Here is a 19,674-nt window from a genome sequence, read left to right as displayed (position 1 = left end):
GATCAGTCCAAATCTCCGGCATTACGAAGAAGATTCAATCCCTCGTCCGACCTGGGCTTCACAGCGACGAAATCGTCGGTCGCCAGCTGAAAACCGAGTTTTCGGGCCAGTGGCGCATCATAACGCCCTGACAACAGCGCAACTCCCAGCGGTCGCAGAACATCGGGCGCGCCGCCGTTCGCCCGGAGTCGCTTCATCGGGTCCTTTTGGTCGAAGAGCAGCGCCGCCAGAACGGTCCGGTGTGTGATCCGCCGATCATTTTCGAGAAAGAACATCGCGGCTCGCCGTCTCCCGATCTTTATCTGACGGAGTTCGCGAAAGCGCTTCATATCGAGGCCCGCCCAGCGATTGGGCGGCCAGGCGACACCCGATGCCAGCCAGAGGATGTTGGCGTAAGCTGAGGAAAGCACCCCGCGTTTGCCGTCCCGATTAGGCGCACCGAGGTACGCTTCGCGCGCCACCATCAAACCCATCCAAGATTTGCGCTCGTCTTCGTCGGCTGCGAGCAGAATGACAGGCTCCTCATCGCGATAGGTTTCCGGCGGGATCATCCAACTCCACGATCGGCTGACCGTATTCTTTATATCCACATCGTGATCCAAGAGCGTGAGGTCACGAACGCCTTTAGGCGCATCGAGCAGATCTCGGACGAAGTGCTCGATTTTCAAGCCGATGAATGTCTTTTCGACATTATCGAGTTCTGAAAGTGTCGTGCGACCGGTCCGTATGGGATCGAGAACAAACTCAATCGCTTCGATCACCGCACCTACGAAGGCGTCTGCAGGCCGTGTGCCGAGACGCCCGGCGATCTCTCTCGCCAACCGGTCAAGAAAGACATGGTCGGGGTGGCCCGGCAAAACTAAGGATGGAGGCACTTTTCGCATGCCGCCATCTGGACTGCAGATTGGTTACGAAACGCTTCCCGTTCGGATGCCGACTATGCAGCCACTGAACGGTCGGTAAGCGCCGTCAGCACAGTTGCAGCGAGCGCGCCCGCCAAGTTCGGCGGCACGGCGTTGCCGATTTGGCGGGCCACCTCTACCTTCGTACCGGAGAATTTGAACTCGTCCGGAAAGCCCATGAGGCGCGCGGCTTCACGGTGAGTGATCGGGCGATGGGCCTCGGGATGGAGATACCGCCCCTTCTCAGGCTTATAGAATTCCGTGCGGATCGTGACTGAAGGGCGGTCCCACCACAGTCGGCCGAACAGATCTGTTCCCCCACTGGTCTTCCTAATCCAGCAGTTGGGAGTGATGTCCGGGCGATTGGATTGCAGATCGAAACGATTGCCGCCGGGCGGCACCGCCCGATAACGCTGCATGCTTTTTTCCGTAGGATTGCGCCCGAAGTGCAAGTCGAAGGTCTTAGCCTCGCCGATTTCCGTGCCGAACGGGTCCGTGGGAAGATCTCCGATAACGTCGCGGACCGTCCTCCAACGCGGTAGATTACTCTTCAGTTTAGGGTCGGCGTGCGTCGGCAAGGGCGGAAAATTCGGGAGATTGTTCGCATCCCGCCAGCCCAGGATGATCGTGCGCTTGCGCGTTTGCGGCGCGCCGTAATCCGCGGCGTTCAAAATGGCGGCCTGTGTCTGAAAGCCGTGTTGACGCGCCTTCTTCTCAATTAGAGTGCGCTCGGGCGAGCGGTAGAGTTCCGCCACATTCTCCATCACGAAGACGCGCGCGCCCGAACGCTCGGCGATTTCGATGAAGGGCTCCCACAAGGCGCGACGAGCGTCGCCGTCGCGCTTCTTGTTCAGCAAGCTGAAGCCTTGGCAGGGGGGCCTCCGATCACCACGTCGGCCGGCGGCACTTCATTCTGGAGAAGCCATTCCTCGATATTGGCTTTAACGGCCTCGCCTGGGAAGTTGAGCTCGTGAGTTTTGACGGCGGCGGCGTCATTGTCGATCGCCAGCACCGGGGTGAACCCGCCGCAAAACAGCTCGTCGTAGAAGCCCAAGCTCATGCCGCCGGCGCCGCTGAAAAGGTCAATCAGGCGCAATGTCATGGCGGCTTCGCCCTCCTTAAATACACGCAAACAAAACGCGAACACGATTCGCGTGTCAACAGCATACCATCCAAGGGTTAGGCTCGGATGAAGCCCTTATCTGAGGTTGACCAATCTCTCTACAAGAGCGGCGTGATGGCGGGTCTCGCACTCCCAGACCGTGACCACCTCAAAGCCCATACCGCGCAAGTCAGCCTCGACGCGTTGATCCCGCACTCGGTTCGCCGCGAACTTAACCAACCACTCCTCCCGATTGTTGACCGGCACCGTTCCTCGCTTGCAGTCATGATGATGCCAGAAGCACCCATGAACCTGCACGATCCAACCCTTTGAGCGGTTGGCGAAGTCCGGTTTCCCCGGCAAGTTACGGACATTTCGCCGATAGGCCTTGCCCAGTTCACGAAGAACCTTTGCGACGCGCTCTTCAGGCGTCGTTCGCACTTGTCGGACCTTAGACATTGCCGACGTGGTGCGGGCGTTCAGAGGCTGCATGAGCCTGAGTATAACGGCCCAGTCGCCCGCAGCGATCGCAATCTGTCGTAATTGACGCTTTCATTTCATCGGAGCGGCCTGTTTTCCGCCGCCGCAGCCCGCCTGGGTCGGCGCCGGGCCTATCCTTGCGCGCATGGAGGAGACCCTGGACGCCAAGCCCGCGCACTATCGCCTGTCGCGGGCGACGTGGGAGATCATTCTGGAGGCCTATCGCAACGGCGCGACCGTGCCGGAGCTGAGCGAGCGGTGGCGGGTGTCGCAGCACGCCCTGCGCAAGCGGATCACCGTCCACGGCGCGACCAAGCGCGACTGGGGCGATGCGCGGGCGCGCGAACAGGCCGAGGCGCGCGAGCGGATGCAGGCCGAACGGGCGGCGGCCGAGGCGGTTCGCGCCGAGGCTCTGTTCGCCCCCTCCGAAGAGGAGGCGGATGAGACGGCGGAGGTTCTGGCCGAGACGGCGATGCGGGCCTCGGCGCGAGCCATGCGGGGACGGATGTGGGACGAGGCCAAGGCCCTGGCCCAACTGGCCGAGGCCTATGGCCGGATGGCGCAAAGGGGCGAGCGGGCGCGGGCGCGCGGCGAGGTGACGCTGGACGACATTCCGCTGGAGCTGATCAAGGCGCTGGCGCTGAACGAGGATCAGTGCGCCTCCAGCCGACTGGCGATCTGGGACGAGGCGGACCCGCATCCGGCCAAGCAGGAGTATTGGGCGGTCAACGCCGCGCAGCGCGAGGCGGGCATGGAAGAATGGCTGGCCCTGATGCGAGAGCGCAAGACGCTGCGGGATCGGGTGCGCGAACTGGAGGCGGCGGCGGGCCTGGACCCCGCTCTGATCAAGCGCAGGCCGAGCGCGCCGAAGAAGATGAAGAATTCTTCATATAACAATGTGTCGCGTTGCAGCGGCGGCGAGCGCGGTTAAGGTCCGCCTCAACATGATCCGTTGGGGACTGAAAACATCATGCGCCTTGCCGCCTCTTCCGTTGCGCTCGCCGCCCTTCTGGCCGTGAGCACGCCCGTTATCGCCGCGCCTGCGGCCGCCGCCGCAACCGTGACCGCCGCCCAGGCCGAGCCCCTGCGCGGGGCGCCGGTGTCGGAGCTGATCGCCCGCGTCGACATTTCGTGGAAGCGCTTCCAGCTCGACAACGGCCTGACCGTCCTGGTCCACGAGGACCGCAAGGCCCCCGTCGTCGCCGTGTCGGTCTGGTATAATGTCGGATCGAAGGACGAGCCCAAGGGTTCGACCGGCTTCGCCCACCTGTTCGAGCACCTGATGTTCGGCGGGTCGGAGAACTCGCCCTCCAGCCACATCCAGACGATGAATGCGGCGGGCGCGACCAGCCTGAACGGCACGACCTGGTTCGACCGCACAAACTATTTCCAGACAATGCCGACCCCGGCGCTGGACTACACCCTGTATCTGGAATCCGACCGCATGGGCTATCTGCTGGGCCAGGTCAGCCAGGAGGTGCTGGATCTGCAGCGCGGCGTTGTCCAGAACGAGAAGCGCCAGGGCGACAATCAGCCCTACGGCATGACCTATTACGCCACGCTGGAAGCCCTGTTCCCCGAGGGGCACCCCTATCGCCACTCGACCATCGGCTCCATGGCAGACTTGGACGCCGCCAGCATGGAGACGGTGCGCGACTGGTTCCGCCAGAACTACGGCCCGAACAACGCCGTCCTGGTCCTGTCGGGCGACATCGACGAGGCGAAGGCCCGTGAACTGACCGAGAAGTATTTCGGCGCCATCGCGCGCGGCCCGGTCAACACCCCGGCGGCGGCCCCCGTGCCGACCCTGGCGGCGCCGGTCGAGCAGGTGCTGCACGACCGCGTGGCCCAGACCCGCATCAGCCGCACCTGGGTGGTGCCCGGCCTGGGCGATCCGGACTCCGTGCCGCTGAGCGTCGGCGCCTCGGTGCTAGGCGGCCTGGCCAGCTCGCGCCTGGACAATGTGCTGGTGCGCGACGAGCAGACGGCCTCCAGCGTCTCGGCCGGCAATCAGGTGTTCCAGCGGGTCGGCATGTTCAGCTATTCCGCCATGGTCAAGCCGGGCGCCGATGCGGACGCCGTGGCCCGGCGCATGGATGAGGTGCTGGCCGACCTGATCGCCAACGGCCCGACGCAGGACGAGATCAACCGCGTCGTCACCCGCTACGCCTCGCAGCGCATCCAGGGGCTGGAAACCGCCAACGGCAAGGCCTCGGTCCTGGCCGAGGGGCAGCTGTATTCGAACGATCCCGACTTCTACAAGAAGGAGCTGGCGGCCTATGCGGCGGTGACCCCGGCCCAGGTCCAGACCGCCCTGCAGAAATGGCTGAGCCGCCCCGTCTACAGCCAGATCGTCATGCCGGGCGAGCGTGAAGCCTACGCCGAGGCCGCCGCCGCCCCCTCGGGCGCGACCCCGGTTCCGGCCGAGCCGATCCAGCGCGTGGCCCGCGACGCCGCCCCGACCATCGGCCAGGTCTCCAACGTCGACTTCCCGGCGGTGGAGCGCGCCGCCCTGTCGAACGGCATCGAGATCGTCTACGCTCGCTCGACCACCGTGCCGGTGACCCGCGTGGCGCTGGAGTTCGACGCCGGGGTCGCGGCCGACCGCGCCGACCGCCTAGGCGCCCACACCCTGATGCTCAACGTCATGCAGGAAGGCACGACGACGCGCGATTCCAAGGCCCTGGCCGAAGCGCAGGAGCGCCTGGGCGCCAACGTCTCCGTCGGCTCGTCGATGGACCGCACCGTGGCCAATCTGTCGGCGGTGACGACCAATCTGCAGCCGTCGCTGGCCCTGCTGTCGGACGTGGTGCGCAACCCGGCCTTCGCCCCGGCCGAGATCGAGCGCCTGCGCGCCACGCGCCTGGCCGCCCTGGCCAATGAGAAGACCCAGCCCGCCGCCATCGCCGGCCGCGCCCTGCCCCCGCTGATCTACGGCGAGAGCCACCCCTACGGCCGCCCGTTCGGCGGTTCGGGCGACGAGGCGGTGATCCGCGGCCTGACGCGCGACGATCTGGCGGCCGAACACGCCCGCTGGGTCCGCCCGGACAACGCCAGGCTGTTCGTCGTCTCCGACCTGCCGCTGGCGGAACTGAGGCCGCAACTGGAGGCCGCCTTCGGAAACTGGCGCGCCCCGGCGACGGCCAAGGGCGTCAAGGGCTTCGACGCCGCCCTGCCGCAGACCTCGGCGCGGGTGGTGCTGATCGACCGGCCGCAGTCGCCGCAGTCGCTGATCTACGGCGGCCAGGTGCTGCCGGTGTCGGGGACGGACGACATCCTGACCCTGACCACGGCCAATACGGTGCTGGGCACGGACTTCCTGTCGCGCATCAACGCCGATCTGCGCGAGACCAAGGGCTGGTCCTACGGCGTGCGCGGCACGATCAGTCAGCTGCAGAACCGCGCCCCCTACATCGTCAACGCCCCGGTCCAGGCCGACCGCACGGGCGAGTCGATCGCCGCCCTGATCGGCCAGTACGAACGCTTCCTCGGCGCCGACGGCGTGACCCCGGCGGAGCGCGAGCGCACCGTCCTGGGCGACACCCGCGCCCTGTCGGGCAGCTATGAGACCTCGTTCCAGGTGCTGAACGCCCTGCGGTCGAACGCCCTGTTCGGCCGACCGGATGACTATCAGGAGACCCTGGCCGGCCGCATCAACGCCCTGACGGCCGAGCAGATGGACGCCGCCGCCCGCGCCGCCATTCAGCCGTCGCGCTTCGTCTGGGTGGTGGTCGGCGACGCCGCCGTGGTCAAGCCGCAGCTGGACGCCCTGGGCCTGCCGGTCGAGGTGCGCGCCGCCGAGGCGCCGAAGACGGCGCAGTAAGCGCTTCATACCAGGCCGGACATGGAGACGGCCGGCGGGGCGACCCGTCGGCCGTTTTCCTTTGCGGTTGACCCCGAGCGCGGCCGGGGCGAGCCTTCGCCCCTCTCCTCCCCTCGCCGGAGCCTTCATGCCGACCGACGCCTTCAACCCCGCCGCCCGCGCCCCGCGCCTGGCCGTGCTGATCGACGGCGAGAACGCCTCGGCCCGCATCGCCGAAGCTCTGTTCACCGAGATCGCGACCCTGGGCGAGGCTTCGGCGCGGCGTATCTACGGCGACGCGGCCAGCCCGGCGCTGCGCGGCTGGATCGACGTCCTGCCCCGCTGGGCGATCCAGTGGCAGCAAAATTTCCAGAACACCAAGGGCAAGAACTCAGGCGACATCGCCCTGGTCATCGACGCGATGGATTTGCTGCACTCGGGGCGGTTCGACGGCTTCTGCCTGGTGTCGTCGGACAGCGACTTCACCCGACTCGCGGCGCGCATCCGCGAACAGGGCGTGCCGGTCTACGGCTTCGGCGAGCGCAAGACGCCCGAGAGCTTCCGCCAGGCCTGCACCCGCTTCATCTACACCGAGAACCTGACCGGCAGGGCCGCTGCCGAGGCTGACGCCGACGCCGCGCCCCCCGCCGAACGCAAACCCGCCGAAGCGGCCGCCCTGATCGCCGCCGCCATCACCGACATGGACGAGGACGGCGACGGCTGGGTCAACATCGGCGGCGTGGCCAACCGCCTGCGCAACACCTACCCCGACTTCGACCAGCGCACCTACGGCCACGCCAAGCTGTCCGAACTGGTCCGCGCCACAGGCCGCTTCGACGTCGAGGTCGGCCCCGGCGGCGTCATGCGGGTACGGCTCAAGCCCCGTTGATCACAAGCGGAGCCTTTGAAAGAACAACGTTGTAACTTCATTCGATTGCCCGCATGGTGACAGTCTGATGTTCCCCATGGAGTTTTCGCCATGCTGATCTCGACCCTCGCCCTACTGGTTCTCAGCGGCGCGCCGATGCAGAACGACGATGCAGAGGCCGCCGAACGTCGCGCCCCCATCACCGCCAGTTCGCCCACACGCGCCATTTCGGCGCGGCCGCCGTCGGTCACGAACGGTCCGACGCGAACGGTCTGCGACTGGGAGCGCGCCATGGGCAGCGTCATCCAGCAACGCGTCTGCCGCAAGGTGCCCGTCAACAGCAGCCAACGCGAACGCATGTCGACGGATATGTTGCGCGAAATGCAGGGGTCGCGCTGGGGCGAACGGCCCGCAGACCGCTCTCCCGGCGGACGGCCGGTGGGCTGACACGCCAACCGAAAGGCGCCCGTGTTCAGGGAGCTTCTGGCGCGGATGGAGCGCTCGGCCAGGCGATAAGGTTTCCACCCCGGAATCGCCGTGCTGGGACGCCTCGTCCTCTTCCCCCCGGCGCAGCATGGTCTATGTGTGACCCATGGCCGCTGCAGAGACCCCCGTCGAGACGTTCAAACGCGCCCTGTCGCACGCGGCGAGGGCGCTGGCCGAACAGGCTGAGCTGGAAGTGCATTTCGGCAGCGACGGTCCGCGACTGTCGAACGGCGTGCTGACCCTGCCCCACCCGCCGCGCGACCCGGCCGCGCCGGAGAGCGCCGCCCTTCGCGGCCAGGCGGACCGGCTGGCGCTGCGTCTGGCCAACCATGACCCGGCGCTGGACGCCAAGTTGCGCCCGGTCGACATGAATGCGGCCGAGGTCTTCGACGCCGTTGAACAGGCCCGCGTCGAGGCCGTCGGCGCGCGCGAGCTGAAAGGCGTGCGGCGCAACCTCGACTCCGCCCTGGTCACCCGGCTGGAGAAGTCCGGCGCCCTGCGCGCCGAGGCGGCTCAGGTGCCGGTGGCCGAGGCGGCCGCCCTGTTGCTGCGCGAGAGGATGACGGGCGAGCCGGCCCCCGACGGCGCCAAGACTATGCTGGACCGGGTCCGCGCCGAACTGGAGGCCAAGGCCGGCGCCGAGCTGGACGCCCTGGCCGCCCTGGGCGACGACCAGGCGGCCTTCGGCGCGCGCATGAAGGATCTGCTGCGCGCGCTGGACCTGGACCCCGGCGACGCCGACGGCGGCGACTCGCCCGAGGAGGACGGCGAGGATGACGCCGACAAGCCCGATCAGGACGAGGCCGATCCGGACGAGCAGGAAGAACAGGACGGCGGCGACGGCGGCGAGTCCCTGGACGGCACGGCCGACGACCAGTCCGCCGAGGACGAACGTCAGGCCCGCCCCGACGGCACGCCCGGCGAACCGGACGGAGAGGGCCAGGAAGACGCCCCGGAATTGAGCGAGGGGGATCGCCCCAACCATCAGCAGACCCAGGACGATGGCCGGGCGGTCGAAGTCTATCACGCCTTCACCACCGCCTATGACGAGATCATCGACGCGGCCGAACTGTGCGATCCGATGGAGCTGGACCGGCTGCGCGCCCTGCTGGACGCCCAGTTGTCGACCCTGGGCAGCGTCGTCTCACGCCTGGCCAACAAGCTGCAGCGGCGCCTGCTGGCGCAACAGAACCGCAGCTGGATGTTCGACCTCGAGGAAGGGATGCTGGACACGGCGCGCCTGACCCGCGTCATCACCGACCCGACCAGCCCCCTGTCGTTCAAGATGGAGAGCGAAAGCCCCTTCCGCGACACGGTCGTGACCCTGTTGCTGGACAACTCGGGCTCGATGCGCGGGCGGCCGATCATGGTGGCGGCGGTCTGCGCCGACATCCTGGCGCGGACGCTGGAGCGGTGCGGGGTCAAGGTCGAGATCCTGGGCTTCACTACCCGCGCCTGGAAGGGCGGGCAGAGCCGCGAGGCGTGGATCAGCGCGGGCAAGCCCGCCAATCCCGGCCGCCTGAACGACCTGCGCCACATCATCTACAAGAGCGCCGATGCGCCCTGGCGCCGGGCCAAGAAGAACCTGGGCCTGATGATGCGCGAGGGCCTGCTGAAGGAGAACATTGACGGCGAGGCGCTGGAGTGGGCGCATGACCGTCTGCTGGCCCGGCCCGAGGCGCGGCAGATCATGATGGTCATCTCGGACGGATCTCCGGTCGACGACTCGACCCAGTCGGCCAACGCCGCCCTCTATCTGGACAAGCACCTGCGCCAGGTGATCGAGAAGATCGAGACGCGCAGCCCGGTCGAGCTGCTGGCCATCGGCATCGGCCACGACGTAACCCGCTGGTATCGCCGCGCCCTGACCATCGTCGACGTGGAACAACTGGCGGGCGCCATGACCGAGAAGCTGGCCGAACTGTTCGAGGCCGAGCCCAAGACCGTCAGCGGCCAAAGACTCGGCGGCCAGGGCGGGCGCGTTCCGCACAAGCGCGCGGCGTGAATCGTCGCCTCTATGTCGCCGCCCTGATCTCCCTCGCCCTGGCCGCCTGCGCCGGGGCGGCGGTCTCATCTCATCCCTGGACGCCCGAAGCGACAGCCGTCGGCTGGGCGCCGGCGGGCGGGTCGACGCGGCAGGTCGGCCTGGGTTGGCCGGGCGGCGCCAAACTGGCGGAGGGCGTGCGCTATGCGGGCGGAGTGCAGTTGATCGCGGCGCCCGCCTCCAGCCTGCATGGTCTGTCGGATCTCAAGCTGACGGGCGACGGCGGGTTCGTGGCCGTGTCGGATTCCGGCGATCTGGTGCGCGGACGGCTGGAGCTGGATGCGGACGGCAAGCTGACGGGGCTGCACGATCTGCGGGTGCGGCGGCTGACCACGGCCGACGGCGAGCCGATCGTCGACAAGGTCGCGGGCGACGCCGAGGGGCTGGCCCTGACCGAAGAGGGCGAGGTGCTGATCAGCTTCGAGCGCGAGCACCGCATCTGGAGCTACGGCCCGCTGGACGGCCTGCACGCCCGCCCCGAAGCGCAGGCGCATCCGGCGGCGAACTTTCCCCCGAATGAAGGCATGGAGGGCCTGGCGACGGCGCCCGGCGGCTGGCGTGTCGGCGGCGAGGACGGCGGCGTGTGGGACTGTTCGCCGGGAGGCTGCCGCACCGTGGTCGAGCCGACGCCGCCCGCCGACAGCTGGCGGCTGACCGGGCTGGAGCGCGATCCCGGCGGCGACGGCTGGTTCGCGGTGCAGCGGTCATGGCGTCCGCCGTTCGACGTGCGCGCGCGGGTGCGCCGCATGGACGCGGACGGCGCGCTGGGACCGGTGCTGGTCGAGCTGAAGCTGCCGGGCCTGACGGATAATTTCGAAGGGATCGCCGCCGAGACTAAGGGCGAAGGCGTGCGCCTCTACATCCTGTCCGACGACAACGCCAATCCGGCGCAGAAGACGCTGATGCTGGCGTTTGACGTCAAGTGACCCTTCTCCCTCCCCTTTATGGGGAGGGTGGCTGAGCCTGAAAGGCGAAGCCGGGTGGGGACGGCCGAGCCATTCAAGCGCCGCGTCCTGATAACCAAGCCCTCCCCACCCGGTCGCTGCGCGACCACCCTCCCCATAAAGGGGGGAGAGGCGTTGAGCTCTTGGACTTAGATCCGTTCGCTGATCTTGATGGCGGCCTTGCAGCCGACCTTGATGACGCTGGACAGCAGGCGGTAGGCGGGGGCCTCGCGGCTGCCGTGCTCGATGGCGTGGTCGTGGTGGGCCAGTTCCTCTTCGCGGAACTTCGTCAGTTCGGCGGCCAGGTCGGGATCGCGATCGCGGATCTCCTCGATCTGGTCGGCGTAGTGTTTCTCGATGACGCTCTCGACCGCCTCGGTGCAGGCGTGTGCCGCCTTTTCCGAAATCAGGGCCGTCCCGGCGCCGAGCGCCGTGGCCGCCAGCTTCCACAGCGGGATCATGGCCGTGGGGCGCACCCGGTTCTCGTTCAGCAGAGCCTCGAACCGCGCCAGGTGGACGGCTTCATGCCCTTCCATCTCGGTCAGGTCGGCGGCGATGACGTCCTTGCCCTTGCGGCCTTCCAGCACCGCGCGCTGGGCGCGGTAGATGTGGACGGCGGCGAACTCGCCCGCGTGGTCGACGCGCAGCATCTCGGCCAGGCGGGCCTTGTCCTGCCCCACGCCGGGGCGAGCCAGGGGAATGCGGCGGGCGGCGGAAACGGTTGCGGCGGCTTCGGTCATGACGCTTCGATCCTAGCTCCTCGGCGCGCGGGCGTCCTTGGGACGTTTCGCCGCCAGCAGGCTGAAGATAGCCAGCGCCAGGGAGATCACAAAGTTCCAGCCCGCCATCGACAGGCCGGCGAAGCTCCACGGAATGTCGCCGCAGGAGACGAAGCCCGCGCTTCCCCCCGTGCCGTCGACCAGGGCCGTCAGCGCCGACAGGTCGATGGTGGTGCTCGGCGCGGCCATGCAGGTGGCCGGCAGGGCCCACCACTTCAGCTCGCCCCCGGCGTGATAGCCCGCCGTGATCGCCCCTGTCAGGAAGACCGCCGCCAGCAGGAAGGAGGCGATGCGCGGCGTGCCCCGGCTGGCCCGGCTGAACAGGGCCCAGAAGGTGGCCGCTCCGGCGATGGCGACGGCGGCCCAGTAGACCTCGCGCTGCTTCAGGCACAGGTTGCAGGGCGCCATGCCGCCGAACCGCTCGAACGCATGGGCCGCACCCAGCATGGCCAAGGCGGCGGCCAAGGCGAAGGCCGTCCACCAGCGGGTCAGCAATTTGTAGATCGCGCTCATATGCGCCTCACAGGAACCAGGCGCCTCTCATAAACCGGGCCGAGACCGGCGTCGATCAGTGTCCGATCAGCTTGACCATAAAGAAGGCGCCGACCAGCAGGACCAGGAACAGGACGGTGAACAGGGCCAGCCGCTTCTCGACGATCGCCAGCATGGGCGGCCCCCAGCGCTTGAGCACGAAGGCCACCAGGAAGAAACGGGCGCCGCGCGTCACGACGCACAGGGCGATGAACAGCGCCAGATTGAACTGGAAGATGCCCGAGGCGATGGTGATCAGCTTGAAGGGGATGGGGGTCAGTCCCTTGATCAGGATGACCCAGGCGCCGTGCTGCTGGAACAGGGCCTTGGACGCCTCGAACGCATCAGCCTTGCCCAGCCAGGCCAGCATCTGCAGGCCGACCGGCTCCAGGAAATAGCCGATGGCGTAGCCCGCTATCCCGCCCAGCACCGAGGCGACGGTGCAGACCATGGCGTAGAAATAGGCGCGCTCCGGCTTGGCCAGCACCATGGGCGCCAGCATGACATCGGGCGGAATCGGAAAGAAGGAGCTTTCGGCGAAGGACACCACGGCCAGCGATCGGGTCGCGTGACGATGGCGGGCCAGGGAAAAGACCCAGTCATAGAGCTTGCGAAGCATTCAGGCGTCCCGGTCGAGGCCCCCGCCTCTCGTCTCCCGCCCGATAGCAGGCCGCATCGGCGGGGGCGAGAGGCGAAGGGCGGCTGCGACACTGGAACGTGCGCCGTTTCACTCCAGAGCCGCCTTGCGCGCCATGCCGCCCCGCCAGTAGGTTCCGCCCCAATCAGCGGCCGCGCCATGACGGCCCCGGCCGCGCCAAACCATAAGAGAGAGGAGACGCGTCATGCAGGACGCCGCCAAACTCGACCAGGAAAACCCCCTCGGCGTCGACGGCTTCGAGTTCGTCGAATTCACCGGCCCCGAGCCCGAAGCGATGATTTCACGTCTGGAGCTGATGGGCTTCACCCCGACCCATGTGAATCCCGCCAACGACGTGGTCCGCCTGAAGCAGGGCGACATCACCATGCTGGTTCACCGCAAACCGGCCGGACAGGCGGCGGACTTCGCCGGGGATCACGGCCCCTCGGCCAACGGCATGGCCTTCCGCGTCGCTGACGCCAAGGCGGCTTACGAAGGCGCGCTGGCGCGCGGCGCCCGCGCCGCCGAGGGCGTGCACGGCGGGGCGCTGGCGAACGACTACCCCTATGTGCTGCAGGGCATCGGCGGCAGCCTGCTCTATGTCATCGACCAGTACGGCGAGACCGGCTCCCTCTATGACGCCTGGGACGAGATCGAGGGCTGGGAAGAGGCCGAACGCAAGAACAGCGTCGGTCTGGAGATTCTGGATCACCTGACCCACAACGTCCGGCGCGGCGAGATGCGCACATGGTCGGGCTTCTACAACTCGGTGTTCAACTTCGAGGAACAGAAGTATTTCGACATCAAGGGCAAGGCGACGGGCCTGTTCTCTCAGGCGATGATCGCGCCCGACCGCGCCATCCGCATCCCGCTGAACGAGAGCCAGGACGAGAACTCCCAGATCGAGGAATTCATCCGTCGCTACAACGGCGAAGGCATCCAGCACATCGCCCTGACCACCGAGAACATCTTCGAGACGGTCGAGGCGATGCGCGAGCGCGGCGTCGACTTCCAAGACACCATCGAGACCTATTTCGAACTGATCGACAAACGCCTGCCGGGCCATGGCGAGGACGTGGAGCGGATGCGCAAGAACCGCATCCTGATCGACGGTTCGGACGAGGAAGGCCTGCTGCTGCAGATCTTCACCCAGGACACCTTCGGTCCGATCTTCTTCGAGATCATCCAGCGCAAGGGCAATGAAGGCTTCGGCAACGGCAACTTCCAGGCCCTGTTCGATTCGATCGAGCTGGACCAGATCCGTCGCGGCGTCATCAAGGTCGACGCCTGAATGCGGTTCCGACCGCCGCACTGGCTGCCCTGGCTCGGCCCGCTTCTGGCGGGCGGGGCCGGGGCGCTCGCGGGCGAATACTGGCTGGGGGGCGGGTTCTGGATGGTGCTGGCCGCCGCCCTCGTCTGCGGCTTCGCCCCCATCCTGGCCCACCGCCTGTGGCGACGCCTGCATCATAGACGCTAGACTTCAGCGGCGAGGCGGGCGCCGTCAGGCGCCGCCCTCCGTCCGCTATCGCCGCCGATCCGCCTCCCGGCAGAGGGAGGACAAAGAATAATGGGGAGCTTGAAATGAAATCCATCGCCTTCGCCGCCGCTGCGGCCGCCGCCCTGCTGGCCGCGCCAGCCCTTGCTCAGATTCCGGGAACTCAAGACGCGCCGCAGTGGTCGCTGGCCATCCACGGCGGCGCCGGCGTGATCGAACGCGCCCAGCTGAGCCCCGAGCGCGACGCCGCCTATCGCGCCGGACTGCAGGCCGCGCTGGACGCCGGTTCGGCCGTGCTGGCGCGCGGCGGGTCATCGCTCGACGCCGTCCAGGCCGCCGTCGAGGTGATGGAGGAGAACCCCCTGTTCAACGCCGGGCGCGGCGCCGTCTTCACCTCGGCGGGCAAGAACGAGCTGGACGCCGCCGTGATGAACGGCCCGGACCTGACCGCCGGGGCCGTGGCCGGCCTGACCCGCACCCGCCATCCGATCGCCGCCGCCCGCGCCGTGATGGAGAAGTCGCCCCACGTCATGATGATCGGCGAGGGCGCCGAGACCTTCGCCCGTTCCGTCGGCCTGGAGGAGGTGGCGCCCGCCTTCTTCTTCACCGAGAGCCGCTGGCAGGCCCTGGTCAAGGCCCTGACCGATCGGGGCGAGGCCGTGCCGCCGCGCCCCGAAGGCGCCCCGGCCGAACCGGCTCGCCTGGGGCCGGCCGCGCCCCTGGCCTTCAATCTCAATGAGGCCCCGCTGGACGAGCGCAAGTTCGGCACCGTCGGCGCCGTGGCCGTGGACAGCCAGGGGCGTCTGGCGGCGGCCACCTCGACCGGCGGCATGACGGCCAAGCGTTGGGGTCGGGTCGGCGACGTGCCGATCATCGGCGCCGGGACCTACGCCTCCAACGCCGACGGCTGCGCCGTCTCGGCGACTGGCTCGGGCGAGTATTTCATCCGCGCCACCGTGGCGCGCGACATCTGCCGTCGCACGGCCGAGGGCGCGACCGTCCAGACCGCCGCCGACGCCGAGATCGCCGAGGTCGGAAGCATCGGCGGCGACGGCGGCGTCATCGTCATGGGCAAGGACGGCGTCCACGCCTTCTCGATGAACACCTCGGGCATGTATCGCGGCGCCGTCTCCTCGACCTCGCCCGCCCGCGTCGCCATCTACGGCGACGAAGAGGGCGCGCGTTGAGCGCCAGGAGCGACCATGCGGGGGTCCTCGCGCCCCCGCCGCTGATCTTCCTGGCCTTCCTGCTGGTCGGGTTCGGGATCGGCCGCCTGATCGGCGAGCCGTCCCTGGGCCTGGCGGTCGAATGGCGGCGCGGCCTGGCCTTCGTTCTGGTGATCGGCGGCCTGCTGCTGGATGGGATCGCGGCCGGGACCTTCCGTCGCCTCGGCACCCCGCCCGAGCCGTGGAAGCCGACGACGGCGCTGGCGACCGGCGGTCTCTATCGCTTCAGCCGCAACCCGATCTACCTGGGCTTCGGCCTGACCTACATCGGGTTCGCCGTGGCCATGGACAGCCCGATCGCCCTGGCCATGCTGGCGCCCTGCCTGATCGTGATCGACCGCTTCGTCATCGCCCGCGAGGAACGGTATCTGTCGGCGCGTTTCGGCGCCGAATACGAGGCCTATAAAGGGAGGGTGCGCCGATGGCTGTGAACCCCGAGACGCCCGCGCCCCACGCCGACGAACTGTCGGAGATGGCGATCGAGGAGTTGGACGCCGCCTGCGGCCTGCGCTGGAACGAGATGAAGGCCGTCACGCCCTGGGGCGACGCCTATGAAGGCATGGCCCCGTCCGGCCGCACGGTCGAGATCGAGCGCCGCTACCTGTGGGCGCACGAGCCCGCGGGCGCCGTCATTGTCGAGGTCGAGGTGCGCGACCCCGCTCAGCGCACCGGCGCCGAGGCGCGGGCCGTGATCACCCCTCCCGAATAATTCCGAGCTGCAACGGCGCCGGCGCCGTCATCTCCCCGCTTTCCAAGCGCCTCGGCCGAGACTAGCCTCCTCTCCATGAAACTCGCCTCGCTCAAGCACGGCCGTGACGGCCGCCTCGTCATCGTCTCGAACGACCTGAACTGGTTCACGGACGCCTTCCTGATCGCGCCGACGCTGCAGGCGGCGCTGGACGACTGGGAGCGGTGCGAGCCGCTGCTGCGCGCCCTGGCCGAAAGCCTTGAGCACGAAGCCGTGCCGCGCGGCCGCTTCCGCGAGCATGAGGCCGCCGCCCCCCTGCCCCGCGCCTACCAATGGGCGGACGGCTCGGCCTATGTGAATCACGTCGAACTGGTCCGCAAAGCGCGCGGGGCCGAGATGCCTGAGAGCTTCTGGACCGACCCGCTGATGTATCAGGGCGGCTCCGACGGCTTCCTGTCGCCGCGCGACGCCATCCCGCTGAAGGACGAGGCCTGGGGCTGCGACCTTGAGGCCGAGATCGTGGTCGTCACCGGCGACGTCGCCCTCGGCGCCAGCCGCGAAGAGGCCCTGGCCTCGATCCGCCTGGTCGGCCTGGTCAACGACGTCTCGCTTCGCGGCCTGATCCCCGGCGAACTGGCCAAGGGATTCGGCTTCGTCCAGTCCAAGCCGGCCAGCGCCCTTTCGCCGGTCTTTGTCACGCCAGACGCCCTGGGCGAGCAGTGGAAGGACGGCAAGCTGTCCGGCGCCCTGCTGGTTCAGATCAACGGCCAGGATTTCGGCCGCGCCGACGCGGGCGTCGACATGACCTTCGATTTCGGGACCCTGATCGCCCACCTGGCCAAGACTCGCGCTCTGGGCGCCGGGACGGTCATCGGCTCGGGCACGGTGTCGAACAAGGACGCCGACGGCGGCCCCGGCAAGCCGGTGTCCGAAGGCGGCCTGGGCTACAGCTGCATCGCCGAGATCCGCACCGTCGAGACGATCCAGACCGGCGCCGCCAAGACCCCTTTCCTCAAGCACGGCGACACCGTCCGCATTGAAATGCTGGACGACAAGAACCGCACCTTGTTCGGCGCCATCGAGCAGACGGTCGAGGCTGTCTGAGCAACGCGATAAAAACTGGCGGCGGCTGCGCTTCATTGATTGACGCGACCTCAGCCGTCGCTAGATTGCGCCGCCTTGAGCCAGGCCGTGCCGGTGTGGTGGAATTGGTAGACGCGCCGGACTCAAAATCCGGTTCCGCAAGGAGTGTCGGTTCGAGTCCGACCACCGGCACCACCGGCTTCTGAGCTGGTTTCCAGACAATTTACAGACCGATCCGTCGCCAGAGCGTTCTTGCGGCGCAGCTTGCGCGCGACTTGCGCATTCAGGAGGGGAGACCTCTTGAACAACCGGACACAAGTGTCCACTTAGCGCGCCATGACCCGTCCGTTGCGACAAGACGCCGCAGAACGTCGCGAGAAGCTGCTTCTGGCGGCGGAGACCGCCTTTGCGCGCGACGGGCTGGATGCGCCGCTGCATCTGATCGCCGAGCAGGCAGGGGTCGGACGGGCGACCCTGTATCGAAACTTCGCCGACCGCTCCGAGCTCGCCCTGGCGGTCTTCCTGAAGCAGATCGACGGCCTGGCGCGACGCACCCGCGCGCGGCTGGACGATCCGGACGTCTTCATCTGGTTTCTGGAGCAGATGACCCGGCTGATGCTGGACAGCGCGGGTCTGTCCAGCGCGATCCGCGATCTGAAGGACGAGGCCCTGGCGCCCATCCGTCAGGGACTGAAAGCCGCCGGAGCCGAGGCCCTGGCCGTGTCCCAGGCAGCGGGGCGGGTGCGGCCGGACCTGACGGTCGAGGATATCCGCGTCCTGGCCCTGATGCTGGGCGCTCCGTCGCGGACGGCCCCGGCGAAGGCGCGCGAAGCGCTCAGCCTGCGGTCCCTGGCCCTGGTGCTGGACGCGGTGCGGCCGCGCGGCGAGGCCGCATGAGCCGCCGTCACTGGGACCTGCCGTGGGAGGAATTCCTCGCCACCCTGAAGCCGCACGAGCGGCCGGTCCTGCCCGGTTCGCCCGCGACGCCGGATCATACGACGCCCTGGCGGCTGGCCTACGCCTTCGTCGGGGTGCTGGTGGCCCTGACCGGAAGTCTGGGCAACGCCGCCGTGACGGCCGACCTGCCGCAACTGGCCGGGGCGCTGGGCGTGACCACGACGGAGGCGGCATGGCTGCCCGTGGTGTTCGTCATGACCAACGCCTGCATGAACCTGCTGCTGGTCAAGTTCCGGATGCAGTACGGCCTGCGCCTGTTCACCGAGATCATCCTGGTCGTCTTCCTGGCCACGGCGGCGGCGCATCTGTTTCTGGAAGACTACGGCTCCACCCTGATCGTGCGCGGCGTGGCCGGGATGGCGGCGGCGGGGATGTCGACCCTGGGCATCCTCTACATCATCCAGGCCTTTCCGGCGCAGCACCGGCTGAAAGGCATCATCATCGGCGTCGGCCTGTCCAGCCTGGCCATTCCCCTGGCGCGGCTGGGCGTCATGCGCCTGCTGGACCTGGATCAGTGGCGGGCCTTCTACATGTTCGAGCTGGGGCTGGTGCTGGTCGCCCTGCCCGCCGTCTTCGCCCTGAGGATGCCGCCGTCGCAGCGGGTGCGGGTGTTCGAGAAACTGGACTTCGTCACCTTCGCCCTGTTCGCGCCGGGCGTGGCCCTGCTGACGGCCGTGCTGGGTCTGGGCCGCATCGTCTGGTGGACCGAGGCGGCGTGGATCGGCTGGGCTCTGGCGGGGGCGATCGTGCTGCTGACCGCCGCCGTCCTGATCGAATACAACCGGACCAACCCGCTGATCGACCTCAAGTGGCTGGCGGGCCGCGACCTGGTGCGGCTGCTTCTGGCGATCCTGCTGGTGCGGATCGTGTTGTCCGAGCAGACGACCGGCGCGGTCGGCTTCCTGCAGCAGATGGGGCTGGTCCCGCAGCAGATGCAGGGCCTGTTCGTGGTCATGCTGATCGCCACGGCGGCGGGGACCCTGGTCAGCGCCTTCACCCTCAATCCGATGAAGCTGTGGAAGCCGATCTCGATCGCCCTGGTCATGATCGCCGTCGGCGCCTTCATCGACAGCCACGCCACCGTGCTGACGCGCCCGACCCAGCTCTATTTCAGCCAGGCCCTGCTGGCCTTCGCCGCCGCCTTTTTCATCGGCCCGACCATGATCCTGGGCTTCGGCAAGGTGCTGCAGGGCGGGGGCAAGAACATGGTCAGCTTCATCGTCCTGTTCTCCATCGGCCAGAACGTCGGCGGACTGATGGGCTCGGCCCTGGTCGGCACCATCCAGACCCTGCGCGAGAAGTTCCATTCCAGCCAGCTGTCCGAGAGCATCAGCCTGGGCGATCCCGAGACCGTGCTGCGCCTGCAGCAGTTGGGCGGCGCCTACGCCCATGTGATCGGCGACGCGGCCCAGCGCCAGGGCGCGGCCCTGCGCCTGCTGCAGCAGCAGGTCAGCCAGCAGGCCCAGGTGCTGGCCTACAACGACGTCTTCCTGCTGATCTCGGGGGCCGCCGCGATCGGCGCCGCCTGGGTCGCCCTGAACCACTATCGGCCCAAGCTGGAGGCGCGCCGCGCCACCCGCCAGGCCCAGACGCAAGCCTCCGACGCCGCCGCCTCCGTCGCGACGGCTGTCGATTGAACCGGACAAGACC

The 19,674-nt window shown here is 68.1% G+C and carries 19 protein-coding genes, 1 tRNA gene and 1 pseudogene; 15 read left to right on the top strand and 6 right to left on the bottom strand.

Going from position 1 to position 19,674, the window contains the following annotated elements:
- Positions 1-2: 2 nt before the first annotated feature.
- From AC52GN_RS00840 to AC52GN_RS00830, 3 genes and pseudogenes are all read right to left on the bottom strand, one after another.
- Positions 3-884, bottom strand: coding sequence for a NaeI family type II restriction endonuclease (locus AC52GN_RS00840; protein ID WP_496527876.1), 882 nt, complete (start codon positions 882-884; stop codon positions 3-5).
- A 53-nt stretch (positions 885-937) separates the two neighbouring features.
- A pseudogene (locus AC52GN_RS00835) lies at positions 938-1,962 on the bottom strand (DNA cytosine methyltransferase).
- Between the two features lie 138 nt (positions 1,963-2,100).
- On the bottom strand, positions 2,101-2,496 hold the full coding sequence (locus AC52GN_RS00830) for a very short patch repair endonuclease (protein WP_496527875.1): 396 nt from the start codon (positions 2,494-2,496) through the stop codon (positions 2,101-2,103).
- A 133-nt stretch (positions 2,497-2,629) separates the two neighbouring features.
- On the opposite strand from AC52GN_RS00830, the gene AC52GN_RS00825 reads away from it, so the two are divergent.
- From AC52GN_RS00825 to AC52GN_RS00800, 6 genes are all read left to right on the top strand, one after another.
- The gene (locus AC52GN_RS00825; RefSeq protein ID WP_496527874.1) at positions 2,630-3,415 is read left to right on the top strand and encodes a hypothetical protein; all 786 of its coding nucleotides are present in this window, start codon (positions 2,630-2,632) and stop codon (positions 3,413-3,415) included.
- Positions 3,416-3,454: 39 nt separating this feature from the next.
- Positions 3,455-6,307 (top strand): M16 family metallopeptidase, encoded by a 2,853-nt coding sequence (locus tag AC52GN_RS00820; RefSeq protein ID WP_496527873.1) that lies wholly within the window; start codon positions 3,455-3,457, stop codon positions 6,305-6,307.
- A 127-nt stretch (positions 6,308-6,434) separates the two neighbouring features.
- Positions 6,435-7,175 carry an NYN domain-containing protein gene (locus AC52GN_RS00815; protein WP_343831707.1) on the top strand — a complete coding sequence of 247 codons (741 nt, stop codon included), beginning with the start codon at positions 6,435-6,437 and terminating at the stop codon, positions 7,173-7,175.
- A 90-nt stretch (positions 7,176-7,265) separates the two neighbouring features.
- Positions 7,266-7,601, top strand: a complete 336-nt coding sequence (locus AC52GN_RS00810) for a hypothetical protein (RefSeq protein ID WP_343831706.1) — start codon at positions 7,266-7,268, stop codon at positions 7,599-7,601.
- A 145-nt stretch (positions 7,602-7,746) separates the two neighbouring features.
- The gene (cobT, locus tag AC52GN_RS00805) at positions 7,747-9,645 is read left to right on the top strand and encodes a cobaltochelatase subunit CobT (RefSeq protein WP_346486231.1); all 1,899 of its coding nucleotides are present in this window, start codon (positions 7,747-7,749) and stop codon (positions 9,643-9,645) included.
- Positions 9,642-10,610 carry an esterase-like activity of phytase family protein gene (locus tag AC52GN_RS00800; protein WP_496527872.1) on the top strand — a complete coding sequence of 323 codons (969 nt, stop codon included), beginning with the start codon at positions 9,642-9,644 and terminating at the stop codon, positions 10,608-10,610. Before cobT ends, AC52GN_RS00800 begins: the two co-directional genes overlap by 4 nt.
- Positions 10,611-10,777: 167 nt before the next feature.
- Here the strand turns inward: AC52GN_RS00800 and AC52GN_RS00795 are convergent, their stop codons facing one another.
- Genes AC52GN_RS00795 through AC52GN_RS00785 form a run of 3 tightly spaced genes read right to left on the bottom strand, consistent with a single transcriptional unit; the run spans position 10,778 to position 12,557 of the window.
- Positions 10,778-11,368 (bottom strand): demethoxyubiquinone hydroxylase family protein, encoded by a 591-nt coding sequence (locus AC52GN_RS00795; protein WP_496527871.1) that lies wholly within the window; start codon positions 11,366-11,368, stop codon positions 10,778-10,780.
- Between the two features lie 12 nt (positions 11,369-11,380).
- The gene (locus AC52GN_RS00790; RefSeq protein ID WP_338577819.1) at positions 11,381-11,920 is read right to left on the bottom strand and encodes a disulfide bond formation protein B; all 540 of its coding nucleotides are present in this window, start codon (positions 11,918-11,920) and stop codon (positions 11,381-11,383) included.
- A 55-nt stretch (positions 11,921-11,975) separates the two neighbouring features.
- Positions 11,976-12,557, bottom strand: coding sequence for a YqaA family protein (locus AC52GN_RS00785; protein ID WP_346486234.1), 582 nt, complete (start codon positions 12,555-12,557; stop codon positions 11,976-11,978).
- A 223-nt stretch (positions 12,558-12,780) separates the two neighbouring features.
- Between AC52GN_RS00785 and hppD the strand changes: the two genes are divergently transcribed.
- The 9 genes from hppD to AC52GN_RS00740 all read left to right on the top strand — a co-directional run bounded on the left by hppD (position 12,781) and on the right by AC52GN_RS00740 (position 19,661).
- Positions 12,781-13,866, top strand: a complete 1,086-nt coding sequence (gene hppD, locus AC52GN_RS00780; RefSeq protein ID WP_346486235.1) for a 4-hydroxyphenylpyruvate dioxygenase — start codon at positions 12,781-12,783, stop codon at positions 13,864-13,866.
- Positions 13,867-14,052, top strand: coding sequence for a hypothetical protein (locus tag AC52GN_RS00775; protein ID WP_496527870.1), 186 nt, complete (start codon positions 13,867-13,869; stop codon positions 14,050-14,052).
- Positions 14,053-14,156: 104 nt separating this feature from the next.
- A complete protein-coding gene (locus AC52GN_RS00770) occupies positions 14,157-15,257 on the top strand; it encodes an isoaspartyl peptidase/L-asparaginase family protein (RefSeq protein WP_496527869.1) in 1,101 nt (366 codons plus the stop codon).
- The gene (locus AC52GN_RS00765; RefSeq protein WP_496527868.1) at positions 15,254-15,727 is read left to right on the top strand and encodes a methyltransferase family protein; all 474 of its coding nucleotides are present in this window, start codon (positions 15,254-15,256) and stop codon (positions 15,725-15,727) included. Before AC52GN_RS00770 ends, AC52GN_RS00765 begins: the two co-directional genes overlap by 4 nt.
- Positions 15,718-16,005 carry a hypothetical protein gene (locus AC52GN_RS00760; RefSeq protein WP_291778756.1) on the top strand — a complete coding sequence of 96 codons (288 nt, stop codon included), beginning with the start codon at positions 15,718-15,720 and terminating at the stop codon, positions 16,003-16,005. Before AC52GN_RS00765 ends, AC52GN_RS00760 begins: the two co-directional genes overlap by 10 nt.
- Before the next feature lie 75 nt (positions 16,006-16,080).
- Positions 16,081-17,088 (top strand): fumarylacetoacetate hydrolase family protein, encoded by a 1,008-nt coding sequence (locus AC52GN_RS00755; RefSeq protein WP_496527867.1) that lies wholly within the window; start codon positions 16,081-16,083, stop codon positions 17,086-17,088.
- An 89-nt stretch (positions 17,089-17,177) separates the two neighbouring features.
- A tRNA-Leu gene (locus AC52GN_RS00750) sits at positions 17,178-17,262 on the top strand.
- A 141-nt stretch (positions 17,263-17,403) separates the two neighbouring features.
- Positions 17,404-17,964, top strand: coding sequence for a TetR/AcrR family transcriptional regulator (locus tag AC52GN_RS00745; RefSeq protein WP_291778747.1), 561 nt, complete (start codon positions 17,404-17,406; stop codon positions 17,962-17,964).
- On the top strand, positions 17,961-19,661 hold the full coding sequence (locus tag AC52GN_RS00740; protein ID WP_496527866.1) for an efflux MFS transporter permease: 1,701 nt from the start codon (positions 17,961-17,963) through the stop codon (positions 19,659-19,661). The genes AC52GN_RS00745 and AC52GN_RS00740 overlap by 4 nt, the downstream gene beginning before the upstream one ends.
- Positions 19,662-19,674: the final 13 nt, after the last annotated feature.

Source organism: Brevundimonas sp. SS2672 (assembly GCF_059579685.1).
The sequence above is the reverse complement of the archived record's forward strand: the minus strand, read 5'-3'. Positions and strand labels throughout refer to the sequence as shown.

Bases quoted from the DNA above. Each gene is read 5' to 3' on its own strand.
- AC52GN_RS00840 (WP_496527876.1), bottom strand. From the start codon at position 884: ATGCGAAAAGTGCCTCCATCCTTAGTTTTGCCGGGCCACCCCGACCAT.
- AC52GN_RS00830 (WP_496527875.1), bottom strand. From the start codon at position 2,496: ATGCAGCCTCTGAACGCCCGCACCACGTCGGCAATGTCTAAGGTCCGA.
- AC52GN_RS00825 (WP_496527874.1), top strand. From the start codon at position 2,630: ATGGAGGAGACCCTGGACGCCAAGCCCGCGCACTATCGCCTGTCGCGG.
- AC52GN_RS00820 (WP_496527873.1), top strand. From the start codon at position 3,455: ATGCGCCTTGCCGCCTCTTCCGTTGCGCTCGCCGCCCTTCTGGCCGTG.
- AC52GN_RS00815 (WP_343831707.1), top strand. From the start codon at position 6,435: ATGCCGACCGACGCCTTCAACCCCGCCGCCCGCGCCCCGCGCCTGGCC.
- AC52GN_RS00810 (WP_343831706.1), top strand. From the start codon at position 7,266: ATGCTGATCTCGACCCTCGCCCTACTGGTTCTCAGCGGCGCGCCGATG.
- cobT (WP_346486231.1), top strand. From the start codon at position 7,747: ATGGCCGCTGCAGAGACCCCCGTCGAGACGTTCAAACGCGCCCTGTCG.
- AC52GN_RS00795 (WP_496527871.1), bottom strand. From the start codon at position 11,368: ATGACCGAAGCCGCCGCAACCGTTTCCGCCGCCCGCCGCATTCCCCTG.
- AC52GN_RS00790 (WP_338577819.1), bottom strand. From the start codon at position 11,920: ATGAGCGCGATCTACAAATTGCTGACCCGCTGGTGGACGGCCTTCGCC.
- AC52GN_RS00785 (WP_346486234.1), bottom strand. From the start codon at position 12,557: ATGCTTCGCAAGCTCTATGACTGGGTCTTTTCCCTGGCCCGCCATCGT.
- hppD (WP_346486235.1), top strand. From the start codon at position 12,781: ATGCAGGACGCCGCCAAACTCGACCAGGAAAACCCCCTCGGCGTCGAC.
- AC52GN_RS00775 (WP_496527870.1), top strand. From the start codon at position 13,867: ATGCGGTTCCGACCGCCGCACTGGCTGCCCTGGCTCGGCCCGCTTCTG.
- AC52GN_RS00770 (WP_496527869.1), top strand. From the start codon at position 14,157: ATGAAATCCATCGCCTTCGCCGCCGCTGCGGCCGCCGCCCTGCTGGCC.
- AC52GN_RS00760 (WP_291778756.1), top strand. From the start codon at position 15,718: ATGGCTGTGAACCCCGAGACGCCCGCGCCCCACGCCGACGAACTGTCG.
- AC52GN_RS00755 (WP_496527867.1), top strand. From the start codon at position 16,081: ATGAAACTCGCCTCGCTCAAGCACGGCCGTGACGGCCGCCTCGTCATC.
- AC52GN_RS00745 (WP_291778747.1), top strand. From the start codon at position 17,404: ATGACCCGTCCGTTGCGACAAGACGCCGCAGAACGTCGCGAGAAGCTG.
- AC52GN_RS00740 (WP_496527866.1), top strand. From the start codon at position 17,961: ATGAGCCGCCGTCACTGGGACCTGCCGTGGGAGGAATTCCTCGCCACC.